The sequence below is a fragment of the Clostridium sp. JNZ X4-2 genome, assembly GCF_054889485.1.
Genome location: NZ_CM142685.1, coordinates 1,577,808 through 1,594,886, shown reverse-complemented (window position 1 = coordinate 1,594,886; position 17,079 = coordinate 1,577,808). Strand labels below are relative to the sequence as shown.

Below are 17,079 nucleotides of genomic sequence, written 5' to 3'. Positions count from 1 at the left end.
ATAATTATATCATCTTTTATATTATATCCAATGTCCTGTATCTTGTCTATTTTTCACTGCTTATCGGCAAGAGATATATGTAATCATTTTTTCTATGTCTTTTATCCTTTTTTCTGTCTGTTCCTGCAGGAAATCAACATAGTAATTCTGCCACTGCCTTTCCATATCTCCCTTGCAGTTCATCAACAGAACTAAATTTTATTTTTATGATATGATTAATTTTTGCATTTGTAGTTATTATCACATATATTATTCAGACAATATATATTAATCAAATTGACCTGCTTTTGAACAAATTTGACATAATTAAAAAGACAGGAAATTCACTATTACTCATAGGAGCCTTTCCTGCCTAAAATTTTATATTCCCTTCAGCTTGACAGCTGTTTCAGTATTAACTTCTGACATACTCAATCTTGCCGTCAATCATGGTCATATCAACATCCAGGTTGTAAATATCCATTGGATCAATGGATAGGATGTCCCTAGATAAAATAATCATATCTGCTAATTTACCTACTTCAATGCTGCCCTTAATTTTCTCCTCGAAAGAAGCATAAGCTGCATTATAAGTAGAGCATCTGATGGCCTCCAGAACGCTGACGGCCTGTGTTTTGTCACACTGAATATTTTTATTTCTGTCATAACGGTTTACCGCACCGTCAATTGCCTTCAGTCCATAAGGACCTGAAGGTGCATCACTGTGTAAAGAGCACATAACCCCCGCATCCAGCATACTCCTAAGAGCTCCGAAATATTTCATTCTTTTTTTTCCATAGAATTTTTCATAATTTGCACCAAATGCTGCCACTAACCCGGCATTTACACTGGGACAAATGTTCATTTTTGCCATACGATCAATCAAATCTTGATCAGTTAATGTGCAGTGTTCTATTCTATGCCTTAAGTCAGGGCGTGGATTAGTTTCAAATGCTTTTTCATACCCTTCCACCATAAATTCTACGGCCATATCTCCGATGGCATGAGCAGAAGCTTGACATTCGGCATTATTTATTTTTTTGATATACTCTGCAACTTCTTCTCTCTCCCAGCCTCTTTCACCTTTTAATTCAGGATCATGGCTGTATGGTTCTCTGGTAGCACATGACGGTGCTCCGCTGCCTCCGTCAATCATGAATTTGCAGGTACCGATTTTAAAATGTTCATCTCCTAAACCTGACATAAGCCCCAGATCCATCCAGTGTGCATTTTGCTCAAGAGAATAGGGTTTTCCGAAAATACTGTGAAGCATCATGTATGAACGTACTCTAAAGATTTTATCTCGGCAGAGCTTCTGCATGGTGTGATAAGATGAGGGTCCGCATTCCCCGCAATCATGAATTGAAGTGATACCGGCTTCCAAAAGCTGCTGGTGGGAAATCATTGCTGCCCTGATTTGCGCTTCTTCAGTATAATCTACTTGACCCCACAGCCAAAAATGTGTATGTCCACGAACCAGCCCGGTTAATTTTCCATCTGCAACTTCTACTTCACCATCAGGATACTTTTTTGCATCATCCGGTTTGTATACGTTTAGATAAGCCAATGCCTTACTATTATACATGCAAATATGTCCGCCCACATGCATGCAGTGAAGAGGGTTGTCCGGAGCCGCTGAATCCAATTCCTCTAAAGACGGAGGACGCTTCTCTTCCAAAAGCAGCGGTTCATATCCCATCATAGATATCCACTGTCCCGGCTTTTTCAGTTTCACAGCCTGACGAATTATATCCAGTATTTCTGAAACTGATCTGCAATTACGAGTATCGATCATTGCCGCATCTGTTTTTGCTTCCAGCAAACCATTAAGGATAGGATGGTAATGAGAATCAATAATTCCAGGCATCAAGGTACGGCCCTTCAGATCTATGACCTTTGTGCCCTGGTCTATTATTTTCTCCAATCCCTCATCAGTTCCTGCATAAACTATCTTATTACCTTTCACTGCCACAGCCTCAACCATTTCATCTCTTTCATTAACTGTAATTACCTTTCCGTTTTTGAAAGCGTAGTCAGCATAGGAATAATCAAATTTCATTTAGATCCCTCCAATTTTAATTTGCTTTAGTAATTTCTATGTTGTCCAGTTCTATCTGTTTTTTGCCCTTTTTAAATGCTTTAGACGGAAATACATACATCATGATGACCATTATTACCAGTGAAAGAATGATCCCTGTTGTCTGTGCATTCAATATTTTGAACAATTTAAATTTAGGGAATATATACGTGATTATAAGTGTAAGGGCAACACCTGATACCGCCGATACCGAAGCCGTAGCTGCGGTTGGCCTTGTTGAAAAAATACCGAAAAGCAATGGTGCCGTCAGTGACACCGACATCAATGTATAAAATATTGTAAGTGCCGTTATTATATTAGGAAGAAATAGTGCAAGTATTACTCCGATAACTCCACCTGCAAATGTAACGCATCTGCTCATCTTAAGTACTCCTTCATCCGACAGATCTGGATTTACGAAAGTCTTATAGATATCATTTGTAAATGAGCCGTTGAGCATATAAAGTACTGTATCTGCAGTACTGATTTCTGCAGCAAATACTGCTGCAAGAGCTATAGCTGATATTCCTGTAGGCAGCAGTTTCATCATAGCAGTAGGCAATGCTGAGTCCTGTGAAGCCAGATGGGGAAACATTGCAAATGAACACATACCGATTATTGCCGGTATGAATGCGAATAAAAACTGTACTATTGCATTGTACATCGTCCCTTTTCTTATAGTTGATTTGTCTTTTGCACCATAAACTATGCCTATCAAACCCGGAGATACAAAGAACGATGGTGTCAGCATGAAGAAGTATCCTATTATCACTGTTGCCCCTAATCCGAAGAAACTGAAATATTTTGTGGTACTGGCCGCATTATTTAAATTGGCTGCAACCAAAGTCTGAAGTCCGCCAAGGCCCCCCACATGAGACAACGCAAAAGGCACAGCAATGATAAATCCGGATAATACTACTACTAATTTCAACACTCCAACGTAAGCTGAAGATACAAGCCCTCCAAATGCAAAGTATACGGTTACAACTATGGCTCCTACGATAATTCCGGTTGTTTTAGGAATGCCGACGGTTACATTTAATATCCACGAAACGCCCATTAATTGTGCCGCAAACAAAGCCAGAGTGCCTACAAACATCATAGTAGAAAATACGCCTTTGAAATACTTTGAATATCTTTTATCCAGGAAGTCACCGCAAGTCATTAAATTATATTTGGTGGACAGCTCCCAGATCTTAGGTCCTACAAAATAAGCCAGAACCACACTGCCAATGGCAGAAGTTATCATCCACCATACAGCAGAAATACCTGATGTATAAGCAAGGCCGGTGATACCAACTGTAGAACCGGCACCAATATTCCCTCCGATAAGCGTTGCAAACAGCAACCCGGGACCAAGCTTTCTTCCGGCTACCATAAAATCGCTTCCACCCTTAACCTTTTTGGAAGCAACGTAACTTATTAAAATAAGCGCTGCAATATACAATATGATGGCTAAAATATAAATATTCATTAACTAATTTCCTCCTTTCAATTCATAATCCAGAATAAATATGAATTGAATATTAGTTTTTAGATCTAATAGCCTTCTACCTTGGCATTAAAGCTGTATTCAGGTGAAGGAAAAGTTCCGTCCAGGGTTTCCTTATGAAACTGATTCAAGCCCTCTACCATACTCTTCCTGATATGCGCAAATTGTTTAACGAATTTTGGTTTAAAATCTCCATACATCCCCAAAAGATCCTGGGTAACCAGCACCTGGCAGTCAACGTAAGGGCCAGCCCCTATTCCAAGTACTGGAACTTTTATTGATTCACTTAAAACTTTTGTAACACAACTTGGAACACATTCAACCACCATAGAAAATGCACCGGCTTTTTCTATTACCTTTGCATCTTCAATCAGCTGTACGGCACTCTCAGGAGTTCCTCCCTGAACCCTGAAACCACCAAGCTGACTGGAAGTCTGGGGAGTCAGACCTATATGCCCCATAACAGGTATTCCCGCTTTTACAATAGCTTCAATTTTATCCGCCATTTCCACTCCGCCTTCAAGCTTTACACAGTCACAGCCTGTTTCTTTCATAAGCCTGTTTGCACTCATAATAGCCTGTTCACAGCTTACATTATATGATCCAAAAGGCATGTCACCTACAACAAAAGTATTCGGGGCACCTTTTACAACTGGTTTTATATGATGAACCATATCATCCATTGTAACACCTGTAGTTTCCGAATAACCAAGCATAACCATACCAAGAGAATCCCCTACAAGAATAACTTCGGACTCGCTATCGTTTACAATAGATGCTGTAGTGTAATCATATGCCGTGACATAAGTAAACTTTTTTCCCTCATCCTTATACTTTTGAAAATCCAATACAGTCATTTTCTTTTTCATTTTTTATCTCTCCTCATCTTATAATAATTTAGGCCTGTCCTCATAATATAAATAAATTTACCGACAATAATTTAATTATATATGAGAGATATCCTAGTTCCACATTATAGAACTAGATTCTATTTTATCTTATATTAATATATTCTATAAAGAACTCATTATTCCTTCTTGAAAAATAAAAATTTTTTAAATATTTCAATACTTTCTTTTAAAAATATTCATATAACTGCCACCAAAATTCTAGAAATGGCGGCATGGGACTCTTATGGACTTGATAAATCTCTATATAGCCCATTTAATACTGCAATTGCTGCATCATTTAACTGCATAAAGGCTTTATAAAAAGAGGTTAAAACTCTTGATAAAGCAATTGAAAAAGCAGTCAAAAAAATATGCAAAAAATACACTGTAACAAAATTACTTGGAATTGAGATGAAGGATTCAGGATGAAGAATTTGAAGCTCAGGCAAGTATCTTTTCTCACTCTTCTGCTTCAAAAAAAGTTCATATAGAGGATTTGACCTCCTTGTGTTCAAAGTCAGCTGATGAATTGATTAAAAAGTGCAAAACAAGTAAAACACTTTTTGAAAGCATTTACATATATATGAATAAGTGTTATTATATATATAAAAGTAAATAGTATTGTTTGTGGGGGGACCGATTTGGTTGAGAAGGTAAAACCTGACCCTTTGAACTTGACGTAGTTAACACTACCGTAGGGAAGCAAATCATTTAAAGTATGTATTCAAGGAGTGTTTTCATAAACACTCTTTTTTATTTAAAAAATAAATATAATGTTACAGGGGAGCCCATGTCAATGGGCTGAGAGTAAGATAATATCTTTTACCCATATAACCTGATTTGGATAATGCCAACGTAGGGAAATTTTGCGCTATATTAAAAACATCTATAGTTTTTACTCTGCGGGAAGCATTTTGCTTCCCGTTTTTTAATATAAAAATCAAAAGGAGAGCGATAAAATGAATTATTCAACCCAGATGGATGCCGCCAGGAAAGAAATAGTCACGGAGGAGATGCGGACAGTAGCCAAAAAAGAAAATATGGACATAAAAGATCTGATGCATCTTGTATCCAAAGGCAAAACTGTCATTCCCGCCAATAAAAATCATAAAAAGTTAAGTGCAGAGGGGGTGGGAAAAGGACTGAAGACAAAGGTAAATGTCAACCTGGGCATTTCAGAGGACTGCTGCAATGTTACCCTGGAGCTTGACAAGGTAAAAAAAGCAATAGACATGAAAGCCGAAGCCATTATGGATCTCAGCTGCTTTGGAAAAACCCAGGAATTTAGAAACAAGTTAATAGCTATGTCCCCTGTCATGATAGGTACCGTTCCAATGTACGATGCAGTTGGTTTTTATGATAAGGAATTAAAAGATATAACTGCTGAAGAACTCCTTGGAGTTATAGAAACCCACGCTAAGGACGGAGTTGACTTTATGACCATCCATGCCGGTATAAACATGGAAACCGCACAGATATTCAAGAGAAATCCAAGGCTTATGAATTTTGTCTCAAGAGGAGGCAGTCTGCTGTATGCCTGGATGAATCTGAACAACAGGGAAAATCCCTTCTATGAATATTTTGATAAAATTCTTGACATATGCGAAAAATATGACGTAACCATAAGCCTGGGAGATGCATGCAGACCCGGATGTATAGATGATTCTACGGATCCAAGTCAGATAAAAGAACTTATGACCCTGGGGGAACTGGCAAAAAGAGCCTGGAAAAGAAATGTACAGGTTATGATAGAGGGCCCCGGTCATATGGCACTTAATGAAATAGAAACCAACATGAAGCTTGAAAAAAAATTGTGCCATGATGCTCCTTTTTATGTACTGGGTCCCATAGTAACAGATGTGGCACCTGGATATGACCATATAACAAGTGCCATAGGCGGCGCCATTGCAGCAACTTATGGAGCGAATTTTCTCTGCTATGTAACTCCTGCTGAACACCTCAGGCTTCCTGACCTGCAGGACATGAAAGATGGAATTATAGCTGCCAAAATAGCTGCCCATGCTGCAGATATTGCAAAAGGAATAAAAAATACAAGAGATTGGGATAACAAAATGGCTGAAGCTAGAAGAGAGCTTGACTGGGAAAAGATGTTTCACATAGCAATAGACCCTGAAAAAGCCAGAAAATACAGGGAAAGCTCAATGCCTGAAGATAAAAAGACATGTACCATGTGTGGGAAGATGTGCGCCGTAAGAAACATGAACAAGGTCATAGAGGGCAAAAATATAAACATTTTGAGGGATGAAGACTAAAATATCAATTTAAATTACTTTTAAAAGGAGGTGTAAAAATGACTTTTTATGATGTAGTATAATAAACGGCAGTATGGAAACTGCTTTAAAGGTAAATTCGGGAAGATTTCACACAAGTTATACGGATTATATGAAAGGATATCTCAATTTCAATGGCATTTTGGGAGTGTCTGTTCACAGTACTTTAGAAGCGATAAATGCAGAAAAAAAAGGGGCAGATTATCTTCTGGCAGGACATGTTTTCAAAACGGATTGTAAAAAAGGCTTAAAACCCAGAGGAATTTCATTTTTAAAAGATGTACTGAGTAATGTTTCAATACCTGTTATAGCCATCGGCGGCATAAATGAAGGCAATATAGACAAACTACTCAGTACTGACGTCTGTGGTGCTGCAGTAATGTCTCCTGTAATGTGCTCGGATGATCCATATCTTACAACACAGAATTTGAAAAAGCACATGGAATGGATATAATGGAAACAGCTTGGCGTATTGAACTGATAAGCTGTTTCTATATACAATACTGTTTATACATTATATTTCCAACACCCATTACATCCGGAAGGTGGAGCTGTAAATGGTTTTAGCTCCAAACCCTTTCCTTTATTTTCATTACTGGGCAAAGTTGAATTGATAGTTTAGTAATTATTATATGATTATTTTTAACATTCAACAAGTATTTCCTGGAAAATATTATATTCTTTCAAAAAAAGATAAAAAAGGCCCATCAACAGTTGATACGTCTTGCAAAAATTAAATAAAAACCACTATCTAATAATTTCTTGAAACTGACAAAATAAAATCATCTATCATCAGTTGAAAACTGTCTTCTGAACTTACTGGATTTTGGAAATATCCGAGAAAATTCAAGGAGATAAAACCATGCAGCAAACTCCTTAAAACCCTGCTTTTAGTTGGTTTGGAATGTTTGTAACCAGTATAGGAATGAGTCAAATTGCGCCTATGGAGTATTGTTCCAAATAAAAGTTTAACTATAATAATGTTTGTGATCTCTTTTATAGTAACTCTAGCATTATATTCTGTAGAACCAATCATAACAGTGTACATTGCTCAGTTATCTCATAATACAAGCCATGTTGCTCTGTTAGCTGGAATAACATTCTCAGCATCAGGATTAGCAAATATAATTGCGGCTCCAAGACTGGGAAAACTTTCTGATAAGATCGTAGCACAGAAAATTATATTAGTTGCACTTGTAGTGGCAGGAATAATCTTTATACCGCAGGCCTTTGTAAAAAACCCCTGGCAGCTGATGGGTCTTCGATTTTTATTAGGGCTGGCAATGGGAGGACTTAATGTGAACTATCCCGGCTTAGCTTAACCTTCTTTGACCTTATTCTCTCCTCTTATTTTAGGCATTACAATTGATAAAACCAAAGACAAACAGGAGATGAAAATAAAAGCAATAAACAGAATATGCATGGAACTGTTTAATGAAAGTTTTATTTGCTCTGCAGAGAGAGCAGTATGATATTCAGAAGATTGATATAGGTTGCTTGGATTTATGCCTTTTATTCCTTGCCCAACAAAATATTTTGTTATATATAGGTTGAAGATATTCCCAAAGACACTGATGCCAATGGTTTGTCCCAGTGTCCTGAGCAATGTATTGGCTGCAACAGCAACTCCCCTTTTGTTATAGTTCACGGAATCCTGGATGACAATGGTCAAGGTTGTGCTAGCTCCGCTAAATCCTATACCAATGATGAAACCATATAGTATCACCAGCAGTATGTGGGAATCTATACTTAAAGTAGACAGCAATAATGTGCTGATCAATAAAAGGACATTGGACGCCACTGTTACATCCTTTTCTCCATATTTGCTCAGGAGTTTCCCCAGGATAAGTGAAGTAATAAGCCAGGAAACCGACATCGGCATCATCGCCAAGCCTGCCGCAATTGGACGATATCCCTGAATGTTTTGCAGGAATATGGGCAGGTAAACGTCTACGCCCATTAGTATGGCATAAACCAGAAAGGATATCAGGTTTACAATGATACTTGTCTTTGTAAATATATCGAAAGGCATTATTGGCTCCTTTGCCTTTTTTTCCACCTTATAGAATATCACCAGCAATATGCCTGTTATTAATACTGCAATTACTGTAAATATATGAGGATTGGAAACTGAGTTCTGATTGAATAAAAAAATACTTAAAAATACAATCATAGCCAGCGATAAAGTAATAGTTCCAATATAATCGATGCAGTGTTTTTTCTTCTCATAAGTTTCCTTTAAAGATCCCTGCAGCAGAATGATCGACAGCAGTCCAAAGGGAATATTAATAAAAAATATCCAGTGCCAGGACAACGTATCAATTAAAAATCCTCCTAAAAACGGACCCGCAAGACTTGCAATTCCCCATACTGTATTCAGCCCACCTTGAATCTTGGATCTTTCCTCAATATTAAAAGCGTCTCCAATGATGGTATATGAGACGGTGAATATCGAACCAGCACCCAGCCCCTGAACAGCACGAAATGTAATTAACATGGCCATACTCTGTGACAATCCACACAAAAAACTTCCAAGCAAAAATATGATGATCCCCATTGAAAGGATATTTTTTCTGCCGTACAAATCTGCAAGTTTGCCATAGATAGGTGTAGATATTGCAGAAGTTAATAAATATACTGAAAAAACCATGCTGATAATTTCAAACCCATGCAAATCCTTTGCAATAGTAGGTGTAGCCATGGTGACAATCGTTCCCTCAACCGCCGCTAAAAACATGGCCAACATAAGCGATATAATTAGATTTGTTCTTTTAAAATTCATATATGTTAGTGTCCTCTCTCATAAATTTTAGATTTGTCAAATCATTACACGAACCAATTATTTTTTTCGAAATCCTCAGCCATTCTATTGACTTCCCACATATTTAATGAGATGGCATTATCTACTACATATAGAGTATATCATAGAAAATGAGCATATGAATAGCCACCTTTTTTAATTAAATCTAGTTGATCTTATATATCACTGTAACATAATATATCATAGTGATATATGAGGAGGGAGGTCTTGTAACAAAAAAGGTTGAATAAGCACGTGGAAATTCAAGCCGAAATGTGTATTCAATTACTGATAGAGACAAAACCGAACTTGAAAACTGGCTTATGCTTCCAGTTGAAGATTCACCTAATCGTTCAGAATTTCTTCTAAAAATATTTCTTTCAGGAAATATACCTTTAAACAATATATTGGGAAAAATAGAAGCAATGAAAGAAAACTGTGAAAACGCTCTAAAACAATATTCTAGAATTAAAGATGCCTTTGAAGCCGTTGAATTAAAATCAAATAAGAAAAATCTAGCTCTTTGGAAATCAACTGTTACCTTGGGAAAATATATTGAAGAAGCAAAAATAAAATGGTGTGAAGAAACTTTGGAAACCTTTAAAAATTTATAATTATGGAGGAAAATAAATTGATTTCAAATTGTGGTTTCCCTGGAAAGTACAATTTTTCAGGACTTTTTGAAACTTTTAAAGTTATGTGCGGTGGAAAAATTGATGCTTCCATTTTATGTGATAAATGCGGCGGACTTACTGCCTACAAACACAATGATACATTATTTTTTATTTTTTATACCCCATAGTCACTAGCTTACTTGTATCTCTTATATTTTTTCTTTCCCTGTTTTCTAAAATATCCTTGATACAGGTTATAGTGGAAGAAAGTTATTTGAAAAATAGCCCTAGGCAAACCAAAAATGATAAAAAGCATAAATTTATATGGAGACTTCTTACAGTAATATGATCCAAGCCGTTGTTGGAATTATACTTCTAAAAAATATATCAATGAGTTCCTATTATACACTAATTACTCTATTCAGCAATATCTCAATTCCAATATTGATAACATTTTCAAAGTGGTATTTTAAGTCAGAAGTAAATGTAAAAATATAAAATGCTGCATTACCTGTTTAAATGCTGCTGATATATTAATACACTATTTGTAAACATCATGAAATAAGTATCCATTATTAGTTTCTATATTACTTTTCCAGGGAAGTTTATCCCTGGTCTTTTCTTTAAATTAAATGTACCTATATTTAAATGCTTTAATATACTAATTTTGAGGTGAATTATAATGTCAACTTTTGGCTCAATAACACCTGAAGAATTATCCCTCTTAGCAAATTTGGTGGCATTTCAACTTACGGAAGGAAAATCAGCTGATGACAATAATGTATTGGGTAATTTTTTAACTGCCGTTGCAGCTGACATACTTGTCATTGCAGCACAACAAGAAAGCCTTGAATCTTTAAGGGAAAAACAGGACCAAATTAAAGATCTTAAAAAACAAATCAAAGACTTAAAATAGCAATTATAGTATATGGATAGTAATTCTGTCTGTGTATTTTTTACTGATTATATTAATTCAGCAAGCCTAACTCGCCTTTCATTCCACATTTATTTTATTGAATGTATATTTATTAAAAACATAACCTGATTTTTTGTAATTCAATGTCTTAACTGTTTGTACCTTATCTTGCAGCGTCTGCCTCCTGCTGTAAAATTCAATCCATGCTTCACATCTGCATGGATTCTCTACATCTAAAATACTGCAATGATCCTGAAAAAAAAATCAAGATTCATATGAACACGATAGAGAAGTCCCTTCACGGCACTCTTTGATATATTCAATATTTGTGATACCTCTTGGAGAGATAATCCAAACATATCAATAAGAGAAAAAGTTATTCTCTTATTCAACGTCAGATATCTAACCATTGCCAGAAAACATCCATTTTGCATTTTAATGACTGATTCCCTTACAATTACTTGATCTTCAGGTCTTGGACATGAATTTATATAAAACTCCCCTTCTTTTTCAAGTTCTTGAATTTCATCATTAAAGGGCCTTTGTACACTGTTACCTTTTTTCCTTTCATTCACCAGGAAATTATTAAAACATATTTTTCTCAACCAGGCCTTAATTGCATTGGGATTTTTTAATGTATCAATTTTTTGCCATGCCTTCGTAAAAGTTTCCTGACACAAGTCCTCTGCCGTACTGGGATGGTTATACGGCTTTAGAAATTGTTACATACAGTATGGTCTGCAGTACCATCCTGCTGGCAGTTTTCTCATTTCAAGGAGCAGTTCAGATGATGACTGCCGGACCGGGTCAAATTCTATCAGTTCTATATCTTGGCGCAATGCCCAGTGCAATGGCCTATTTTCTCTGGGGAAAGGCTATGCTTCTGGCAGAAAAGGCAAGCGAAGTAACCAATTTCATGTTGGTTACATCGCTGCTTTCCACAGTATTAGGATTTATAATGCTGAAAGAGATTCCAAATATAGGCACTTTCATTGGTAGAACCATTATTATTTTTAGCATCATCTTATTTAATATAAAAGGCAAATGATTATATATATAGGTCCCAACGTTCTTCTTTAATTAAATGGTCAGTCCACGTAGTATTATCAGCTGATTCAGTTAGCTTAAATCCATAATTTCCATAAAGATAACGGGCTGTTTTGAGTACATCAGCAGTCCATAAAAAAATATGCTTATAATTCTTCTCTTTACAAAAATTAATTGCCGTATCCAGGAGCATATGACCTAATCCATTATTTCTTTCATTTGTGGCAATTAGGAACCATCTAAGCTGTGCCAAATAAGGATCTGTTTTATCTGCAGCTATAGCTATTACACCTACAAATTCATTATTTTTTTCTGCAATCCATATATTTTCTAAATCTGGATTATGATTTTTATGAAATTCAATTAAATATTTTTCAACATAATCTCCAAATATGTTACCAAATCCAAATTCCTCTTCATATAACTCTCTATGTTTTTCAATAATATATTTTATATCAGTTTCCCTGTATGATCTAATATTGAAAGCTCTTTTACCATAAGACAGTAATTTCATAATACATTCCATTGAATTAATTAAACTTTTCTTTTCACTTTCATCTAAGTGATCTATTAGGTTAGAAATTTGTTTATCAGATCTTTTTGAAAGATTTGATAGGACATTCCTACCGTTTTCTGTCAATTCAAGGAAATTCAAGCGCCCATCCCCAGAGCATTTTTCCTTAGTAATCAATTCATCCGATTTAAAGCGATTTAATATCCTGCTTAAATATCCCTTGTCAATATTTAATTTATCAATTAAAATATTGGCAGTACACTCTTTAGTTTTATTAATCTCAAAAAGTATACGAGCTTCTGTTAATGAATATGAACTATCTAGTATACCTTGATTTAAAAGTCCCAATATATTTGTATAAAATCGACTAAAAATTCTTACCTCTGATATTGTGTTTAAGTTTCTGCTTTTCATAAAATCACTCCAAACTAGTTTATTTATTCTCATAAAAATAATTATAAGCAAACTGGTTGACTTAGTCAAATAGTTTTAGCCTTATATCTATTTATATTTTTTTAGCTTTAAGAATCTTTTAATATCAACATTTGAAAATATAAAGCAAGTTACCAGAATTGCCAGCATTTATACCATTTTCAATAGTTCAGGTATCGAAAAAGCAATGGAGAACAATTAAAAAGCAACACTATTTTCTCGTTAACTTGATTCATATTATAGATAATTTGAATAGAGTTAAAAGGCCTCACCTTTTTCAGATGAGGTCTTTATCATAGATAATGGATAGTATCAGCTCTATGTATATGTCCATCCTGAGTTAACTTATAACCTTCAATTTCGTAAATGCTTTATTAATATGTTCAATAATAATTACAAATAGGATGAGAGTTTTCCACTGTCTATATTATCCCTACCAGGAATATACAGTGCCATCACTTCTCCAGTCTGTTCCACCAACCAAAACTCCATTTTCATTTTTCCATATTATCTGTCCTCTTCCAAATACACCGGTATCAATGTCATAATTTACATTATGACCCCTTGCATACAGCTCTGCTGCCAAATAAGAAGGAAACTGCTGTTCAAGGCTTATATCCCTTCCATAAGTCCAGAGCCACCTGGGTGCATCCAATGCCGCCTGGGGATTTAGTCCAAAATCAATAGAATTCATCAAAACCTGAACATGTCCCTGAGGCTGCATAAATGCTCCCATAACTCCAAAGGGACCCACTGGGTTATTATTTTTCATTAGAAATCCGGGAATTATGGTATGATAAGGTTTCTTTTCAGGCTCCAGGGCGTTTATATGTTCAGAATTAAATGAAAAACTATTTCCCCTGTTGTGCAGGGCAATGCCTGTCCCTGGCACAACTAATCCTGAACCAAATCCCATGTAGTTGCTCTGTATATAAGATACCATGTTTCCCTCACCATCTGCAGTGGCAAGGTAAACGGTACCTCCCTTCATACTTTTATCCACTTGAGGCATAAAAGCAGTTTCTCCTATTTTCTTTCGTCTTTCTTCTGCATAAGATTCCGATAATAAATCCTCTAAATTGATTTTCATCTTTTCTGCATCAGTAACATATTTTAAGGAATCTTCAAAAGCCAATTTTACTGCTTCCATCTGCTTATGGTATCTGTCTGCAGAATCCCTTTCCCTAAATTCAAATCCCTTTAATATGTTCAATGCCATTAAAGCAGTTATACCCTGACCATTGGGAGGTATTTCATATACATCGTATCCCCTGTAATTAATGCTTATGGGCTTTACCCACTGAGGCCTGTATTTTTCCAAATCTTCTTTTCTTATGTATCCGCCGGTATCCCTTGAAAACTTGTCTATCTTTTCGGCCAGCTCTCCCCTGTAAAAGGCTTCCCCTACAGTTTCAGCTATAATTTTCAATGTTTCTGCATGGTCCTTTAAGGTTACTATTTCTCCTGTTTTAGGCGCTCTTCCCCTAGGTGCAAAAGTTTGAAACCAATATTTAAATTTATTGTCCTTTAAATTTTGTTTAAATTCCCTGTATGATTTTTCCCAAAGACATCCCACAGTAGGTGTGACGGGATACCCGCTTTCTGCATATCTTACAGCAGGTTCTAAAAGCTTTTCAAAGGGAAGTCTTCCAAATTTTTTCCAAAGTTCCGACCAGGCAGCAGGAATCCCCGGAACATTTACAGGAGCCCAGCCAAACCTCGGCATCTCCTTATACCCCTTATTTTTTAAAATATCTATGGATATACCTTTTGGCGATGGTCCGCTGGAATTTAATCCATAAAGTTTTCCATTATGGTACACTATTGCAAAAGCATCTCCTCCAATCCCATTGGAAGTTGGCTCACATACTGTTAAGGCAGCTGCTGCAGCAATGGCAGCGTCTACTGCATTTCCTCCATTTTTTAAAATGTCAAATCCGGCTTCTGCTGCAAAAGACTGAGATGTGGCTACCATTCCATTTTTCCCATAAGAGGCCTGTCTTGTTGTTTTATATGGATTATATAAGGTATTGAATGTCATAATATCTCCTCCAAAACATTTTTATATTTAATTTGCAACTTTAATTTTATAACTGCATACAATGTATAAAAAATAAAATTTAATATCTCTATTATAAAGTATTATTCCGCTTTTAGAAACCTTGGATTATTGTTCAGGGTTTTTTGTTTACATTTGTTTTTAATTTACATAATATTTATGATGTATAATAAAAAATACTTCTGAAAATTAAAAATGTAAAGCTTTGAAATACAAATCTAACTGCTAATCCTGCTTTATCAGTTGAATTTTCTCCACATCAAGCAGCCCTTTATCTGTAAGACGAATTTTGGGAATAACGGGAAGTGCCATAAAAGACAATGTGATAAAAGGATCGATTCCAGAATTTACTCCCATTTTTCTGGCAATGTCAATCATCTTTTTTGTGTTTTTTTGCACTTCACTGCTTGATAAATTGCTAATTAACCCTCCAATAGGAAGAGGAAGGCTTTCAATTACTTTTCCATTGGAGGCAATGACATATCCTCCCTGCAATTTTCTTAAATAATTCACTGCCATCATAATATCTCTATCATTATCACCTGCAGCTATAATATTATGAGAATCATGGGATACTGTAGTTGCAATTGCTCCATTTTCTATTCCAAATCCCTTTAATGGAGCTACAGCTACATGGTCAGTTTTTCCATGGCGCTCCACCACACAGAGTTTGGTATATTCCCTATTTGGTATAAAGACATCTCCCTTGCCAGGAATTTCTTCAAAAAGATGTTCCGTTGTCAATTGTTCTTTTACAATTTCCATTACATGATTTTTCTTTCCCCTTTTTAATACTAATTTTTCTTCAGTTATAGGTTTAAAAATAACTGTATTCAACATCTCTGTCTCTTTAACTTCATATTGAAATAAAGATAGGTAATTGTCATCTATAATATGTCCAGATTTTAGAACAAAGTCTATTTTTATCTGTTTTAGATCCTTTAGAACTACAATATCCGCCCTATAACCCGCAGCAACAGCTCCATGATTTTTAAGCCTGTAAAATCTGGCAGGATAATAAGTGGCCATTTTAACTGCTTTAACAGGAGGTACTCCCAGTTCAATAGCTTTTTTTACATTGTAACTGATGTGCCCTTCTCTTTCAATGTCATCCAAATGTTTGTCATCAGTACAAAACATACATTGTTCAAAAGGAAGTTTTTCACGAAGAATTCCCTTTACAATAGCCTCTAAGTTTTTAGCTCCGCTGCCTTCTCTAATCAAAATGTAAAACCCAGCTCTCATTTTCTCCACTACCTCATTAAAGGCAACACATTCATGATCGTTGTCAATACCTGCCAGGCGATAGGATTGTACTTCTTTTCCTGTTATTCCCGGTGCGTGTCCATCTATAATCTTGTCTTCAAATAAAGCGATCTTATCCATTATTTCCTTTTTATTCTCTATTACATCATGAAAACACATAACTTCCCCCAGTCCAAGAACTCTTGGGTTATCTTTATACTTTTTCATATTTTCCGCAAGAAATTTGCCTGCTCCATTGGTATCAAATTTTGTAGCCGGTACAGATGAGGGTATCATTATATATATATTCAATGGTACATGCTCTGTTGCATCCATTAAAAAATCCAATGCCTTTTCACCTTTTACATTAACCAATTCATGAGGATCTGCAATCAATGTAGTAGTTCCCCATTTGAGGATCACCTTTGACAGCTCCTGAGGCATAACCATGGTGGATTCCATATGCATGTGAGCATCAATAAACCCTGGGACAATATATTTGCCTGTACAATCAATCTCTCTTTTTCCCTCATACTTTCCAATTCCCACAATGGTATCTTCTACAATAGCCACATCATTCTCTATTATCTCTTCGGTAAATACATTAACTATATTGCCTCCTTTTAATACAATATCTGCTTTTTCCTTTCCAATTGCAGCCCTTTGTTTTTTTCTCTTATCTTTCATTAATACTCTCCTTTACCATTTAGAAAAAGGTACAAA

The 17,079-nt window shown here is 35.7% G+C and carries 15 protein-coding genes, 1 pseudogene and 2 riboswitches; of the genes and pseudogenes, 7 read left to right on the top strand and 9 right to left on the bottom strand.

The features are described 5' to 3' along the window. Positions 1-394: 394 nt before the first annotated feature. The 3 genes from ACYUJ6_RS07720 to panB form a co-directional block, all read right to left on the bottom strand. Positions 395-2,038 carry an amidohydrolase gene (locus tag ACYUJ6_RS07720; RefSeq protein ID WP_461845236.1) on the bottom strand — a complete coding sequence of 548 codons (1,644 nt, stop codon included), beginning with the start codon at positions 2,036-2,038 and terminating at the stop codon, positions 395-397. A 16-nt stretch (positions 2,039-2,054) separates the two neighbouring features. Then, positions 2,055-3,530, bottom strand: a complete 1,476-nt coding sequence (locus tag ACYUJ6_RS07715; protein ID WP_461845235.1) for a sodium:solute symporter family protein — start codon at positions 3,528-3,530, stop codon at positions 2,055-2,057. A gap of 65 nt (positions 3,531-3,595) precedes the next feature. Then, entirely contained in the window at positions 3,596-4,417 is an 822-nt protein-coding gene (gene panB / locus ACYUJ6_RS07710) for a 3-methyl-2-oxobutanoate hydroxymethyltransferase (RefSeq protein ID WP_461845234.1), read from the bottom strand. A 640-nt stretch (positions 4,418-5,057) separates the two neighbouring features. Next, positions 5,058-5,157, top strand: a riboswitch (TPP riboswitch). A 51-nt stretch (positions 5,158-5,208) separates the two neighbouring features. Continuing rightward, positions 5,209-5,318, top strand: a riboswitch (TPP riboswitch). Between the two features lie 79 nt (positions 5,319-5,397). On the opposite strand from panB, the gene thiC reads away from it, so the two are divergent. Together thiC and ACYUJ6_RS07700 are read left to right on the top strand one after the other, a co-directional pair. After that, positions 5,398-6,711, top strand: a complete 1,314-nt coding sequence (gene thiC / locus ACYUJ6_RS07705) for a phosphomethylpyrimidine synthase ThiC (protein ID WP_461845233.1) — start codon at positions 5,398-5,400, stop codon at positions 6,709-6,711. Between the two features lie 58 nt (positions 6,712-6,769). Beyond that, positions 6,770-7,183, top strand: a complete 414-nt coding sequence (locus ACYUJ6_RS07700; protein ID WP_461845470.1) for a thiamine phosphate synthase — start codon at positions 6,770-6,772, stop codon at positions 7,181-7,183. A 297-nt stretch (positions 7,184-7,480) separates the two neighbouring features. On the opposite strand, the gene ACYUJ6_RS07695 is transcribed toward ACYUJ6_RS07700, so the two are convergent. Continuing rightward, positions 7,481-7,765 carry a TetR-like C-terminal domain-containing protein gene (locus ACYUJ6_RS07695; RefSeq protein ID WP_461845232.1) on the bottom strand — a complete coding sequence of 95 codons (285 nt, stop codon included), beginning with the start codon at positions 7,763-7,765 and terminating at the stop codon, positions 7,481-7,483. On the opposite strand from ACYUJ6_RS07695, the pseudogene ACYUJ6_RS07690 reads away from it, so the two are divergent. After that, a pseudogene (locus tag ACYUJ6_RS07690) lies at positions 7,671-8,027 on the top strand (MFS transporter); the annotation flags it as partial. The gene ACYUJ6_RS07695 and the pseudogene ACYUJ6_RS07690 sit on opposite strands and share 95 nt — an antisense overlap. 20 nt (positions 8,028-8,047) lie before the next feature. Here the strand turns inward: ACYUJ6_RS07690 and ACYUJ6_RS07685 are convergent. Continuing rightward, complete coding sequence (locus ACYUJ6_RS07685) at positions 8,048-9,511, bottom strand: MDR family MFS transporter (protein WP_461845231.1); 1,464 nt, start codon at positions 9,509-9,511, stop codon at positions 8,048-8,050. Between the two features lie 293 nt (positions 9,512-9,804). On the opposite strand from ACYUJ6_RS07685, the gene ACYUJ6_RS07680 reads away from it, so the two are divergent. From ACYUJ6_RS07680 to ACYUJ6_RS07670, 3 genes are all read left to right on the top strand, one after another. Next, positions 9,805-10,143: a hypothetical protein gene (locus ACYUJ6_RS07680; protein ID WP_461845230.1), complete on the top strand. Its 339-nt coding sequence runs from the start codon at positions 9,805-9,807 to the stop codon at positions 10,141-10,143. A gap of 17 nt (positions 10,144-10,160) precedes the next feature. Further along, positions 10,161-10,331 (top strand): hypothetical protein, encoded by a 171-nt coding sequence (locus ACYUJ6_RS07675; RefSeq protein ID WP_461845229.1) that lies wholly within the window; start codon positions 10,161-10,163, stop codon positions 10,329-10,331. 494 nt (positions 10,332-10,825) lie between these two features. Next, on the top strand, positions 10,826-11,059 hold the full coding sequence (locus tag ACYUJ6_RS07670) for a hypothetical protein (protein ID WP_461845228.1): 234 nt from the start codon (positions 10,826-10,828) through the stop codon (positions 11,057-11,059). 233 nt (positions 11,060-11,292) lie between these two features. Here ACYUJ6_RS07670 and ACYUJ6_RS07665 read toward each other — a convergent pair whose 3' ends face one another. Then, positions 11,293-11,739 (bottom strand): RNA polymerase sigma factor, encoded by a 447-nt coding sequence (locus ACYUJ6_RS07665; RefSeq protein ID WP_461845227.1) that lies wholly within the window; start codon positions 11,737-11,739, stop codon positions 11,293-11,295. A gap of 53 nt (positions 11,740-11,792) precedes the next feature. Between ACYUJ6_RS07665 and ACYUJ6_RS07660 the strand changes: the two genes are divergently transcribed. After that, positions 11,793-12,107 carry an EamA family transporter gene (locus ACYUJ6_RS07660; protein WP_461845226.1) on the top strand — a complete coding sequence of 105 codons (315 nt, stop codon included), beginning with the start codon at positions 11,793-11,795 and terminating at the stop codon, positions 12,105-12,107. On the opposite strand, the gene ACYUJ6_RS07655 is transcribed toward ACYUJ6_RS07660, so the two are convergent. The 3 genes from ACYUJ6_RS07655 to ade form a co-directional block, all read right to left on the bottom strand. Next, positions 12,108-13,034: a bifunctional helix-turn-helix transcriptional regulator/GNAT family N-acetyltransferase gene (locus ACYUJ6_RS07655; RefSeq protein WP_461845225.1), complete on the bottom strand. Its 927-nt coding sequence runs from the start codon at positions 13,032-13,034 to the stop codon at positions 12,108-12,110. It lies immediately after the preceding gene. Positions 13,035-13,485: 451 nt separating this feature from the next. Beyond that, a complete protein-coding gene (ggt, locus tag ACYUJ6_RS07650; protein WP_461845224.1) occupies positions 13,486-15,093 on the bottom strand; it encodes a gamma-glutamyltransferase in 1,608 nt (535 codons plus the stop codon). A gap of 243 nt (positions 15,094-15,336) precedes the next feature. After that, a complete protein-coding gene (ade, locus tag ACYUJ6_RS07645; RefSeq protein ID WP_461845223.1) occupies positions 15,337-17,043 on the bottom strand; it encodes an adenine deaminase in 1,707 nt (568 codons plus the stop codon). Positions 17,044-17,079: the final 36 nt, after the last annotated feature.

What these genes read in the sequence shown, in the direction of transcription:
- ACYUJ6_RS07655 (WP_461845225.1), bottom strand. Translation starts at nt 13,034, where the DNA reads ATGAAAAGCAGAAACTTAAACACAATATCAGAGGTAAGAATTTTTAGT.
- ACYUJ6_RS07660 (WP_461845226.1), top strand. Translation starts at nt 11,793, where the DNA reads ATGGTCTGCAGTACCATCCTGCTGGCAGTTTTCTCATTTCAAGGAGCA.
- thiC (WP_461845233.1), top strand. Translation starts at nt 5,398, where the DNA reads ATGAATTATTCAACCCAGATGGATGCCGCCAGGAAAGAAATAGTCACG.
- ACYUJ6_RS07715 (WP_461845235.1), bottom strand. Translation starts at nt 3,530, where the DNA reads ATGAATATTTATATTTTAGCCATCATATTGTATATTGCAGCGCTTATT.
- ggt (WP_461845224.1), bottom strand. Translation starts at nt 15,093, where the DNA reads ATGACATTCAATACCTTATATAATCCATATAAAACAACAAGACAGGCC.
- ACYUJ6_RS07685 (WP_461845231.1), bottom strand. Translation starts at nt 9,511, where the DNA reads ATGAATTTTAAAAGAACAAATCTAATTATATCGCTTATGTTGGCCATG.
- ade (WP_461845223.1), bottom strand. Translation starts at nt 17,043, where the DNA reads ATGAAAGATAAGAGAAAAAAACAAAGGGCTGCAATTGGAAAGGAAAAA.
- ACYUJ6_RS07695 (WP_461845232.1), bottom strand. Translation starts at nt 7,765, where the DNA reads ATGATTGGTTCTACAGAATATAATGCTAGAGTTACTATAAAAGAGATC.
- ACYUJ6_RS07720 (WP_461845236.1), bottom strand. Translation starts at nt 2,038, where the DNA reads ATGAAATTTGATTATTCCTATGCTGACTACGCTTTCAAAAACGGAAAG.
- panB (WP_461845234.1), bottom strand. Translation starts at nt 4,417, where the DNA reads ATGAAAAAGAAAATGACTGTATTGGATTTTCAAAAGTATAAGGATGAG.
- ACYUJ6_RS07670 (WP_461845228.1), top strand. Translation starts at nt 10,826, where the DNA reads ATGTCAACTTTTGGCTCAATAACACCTGAAGAATTATCCCTCTTAGCA.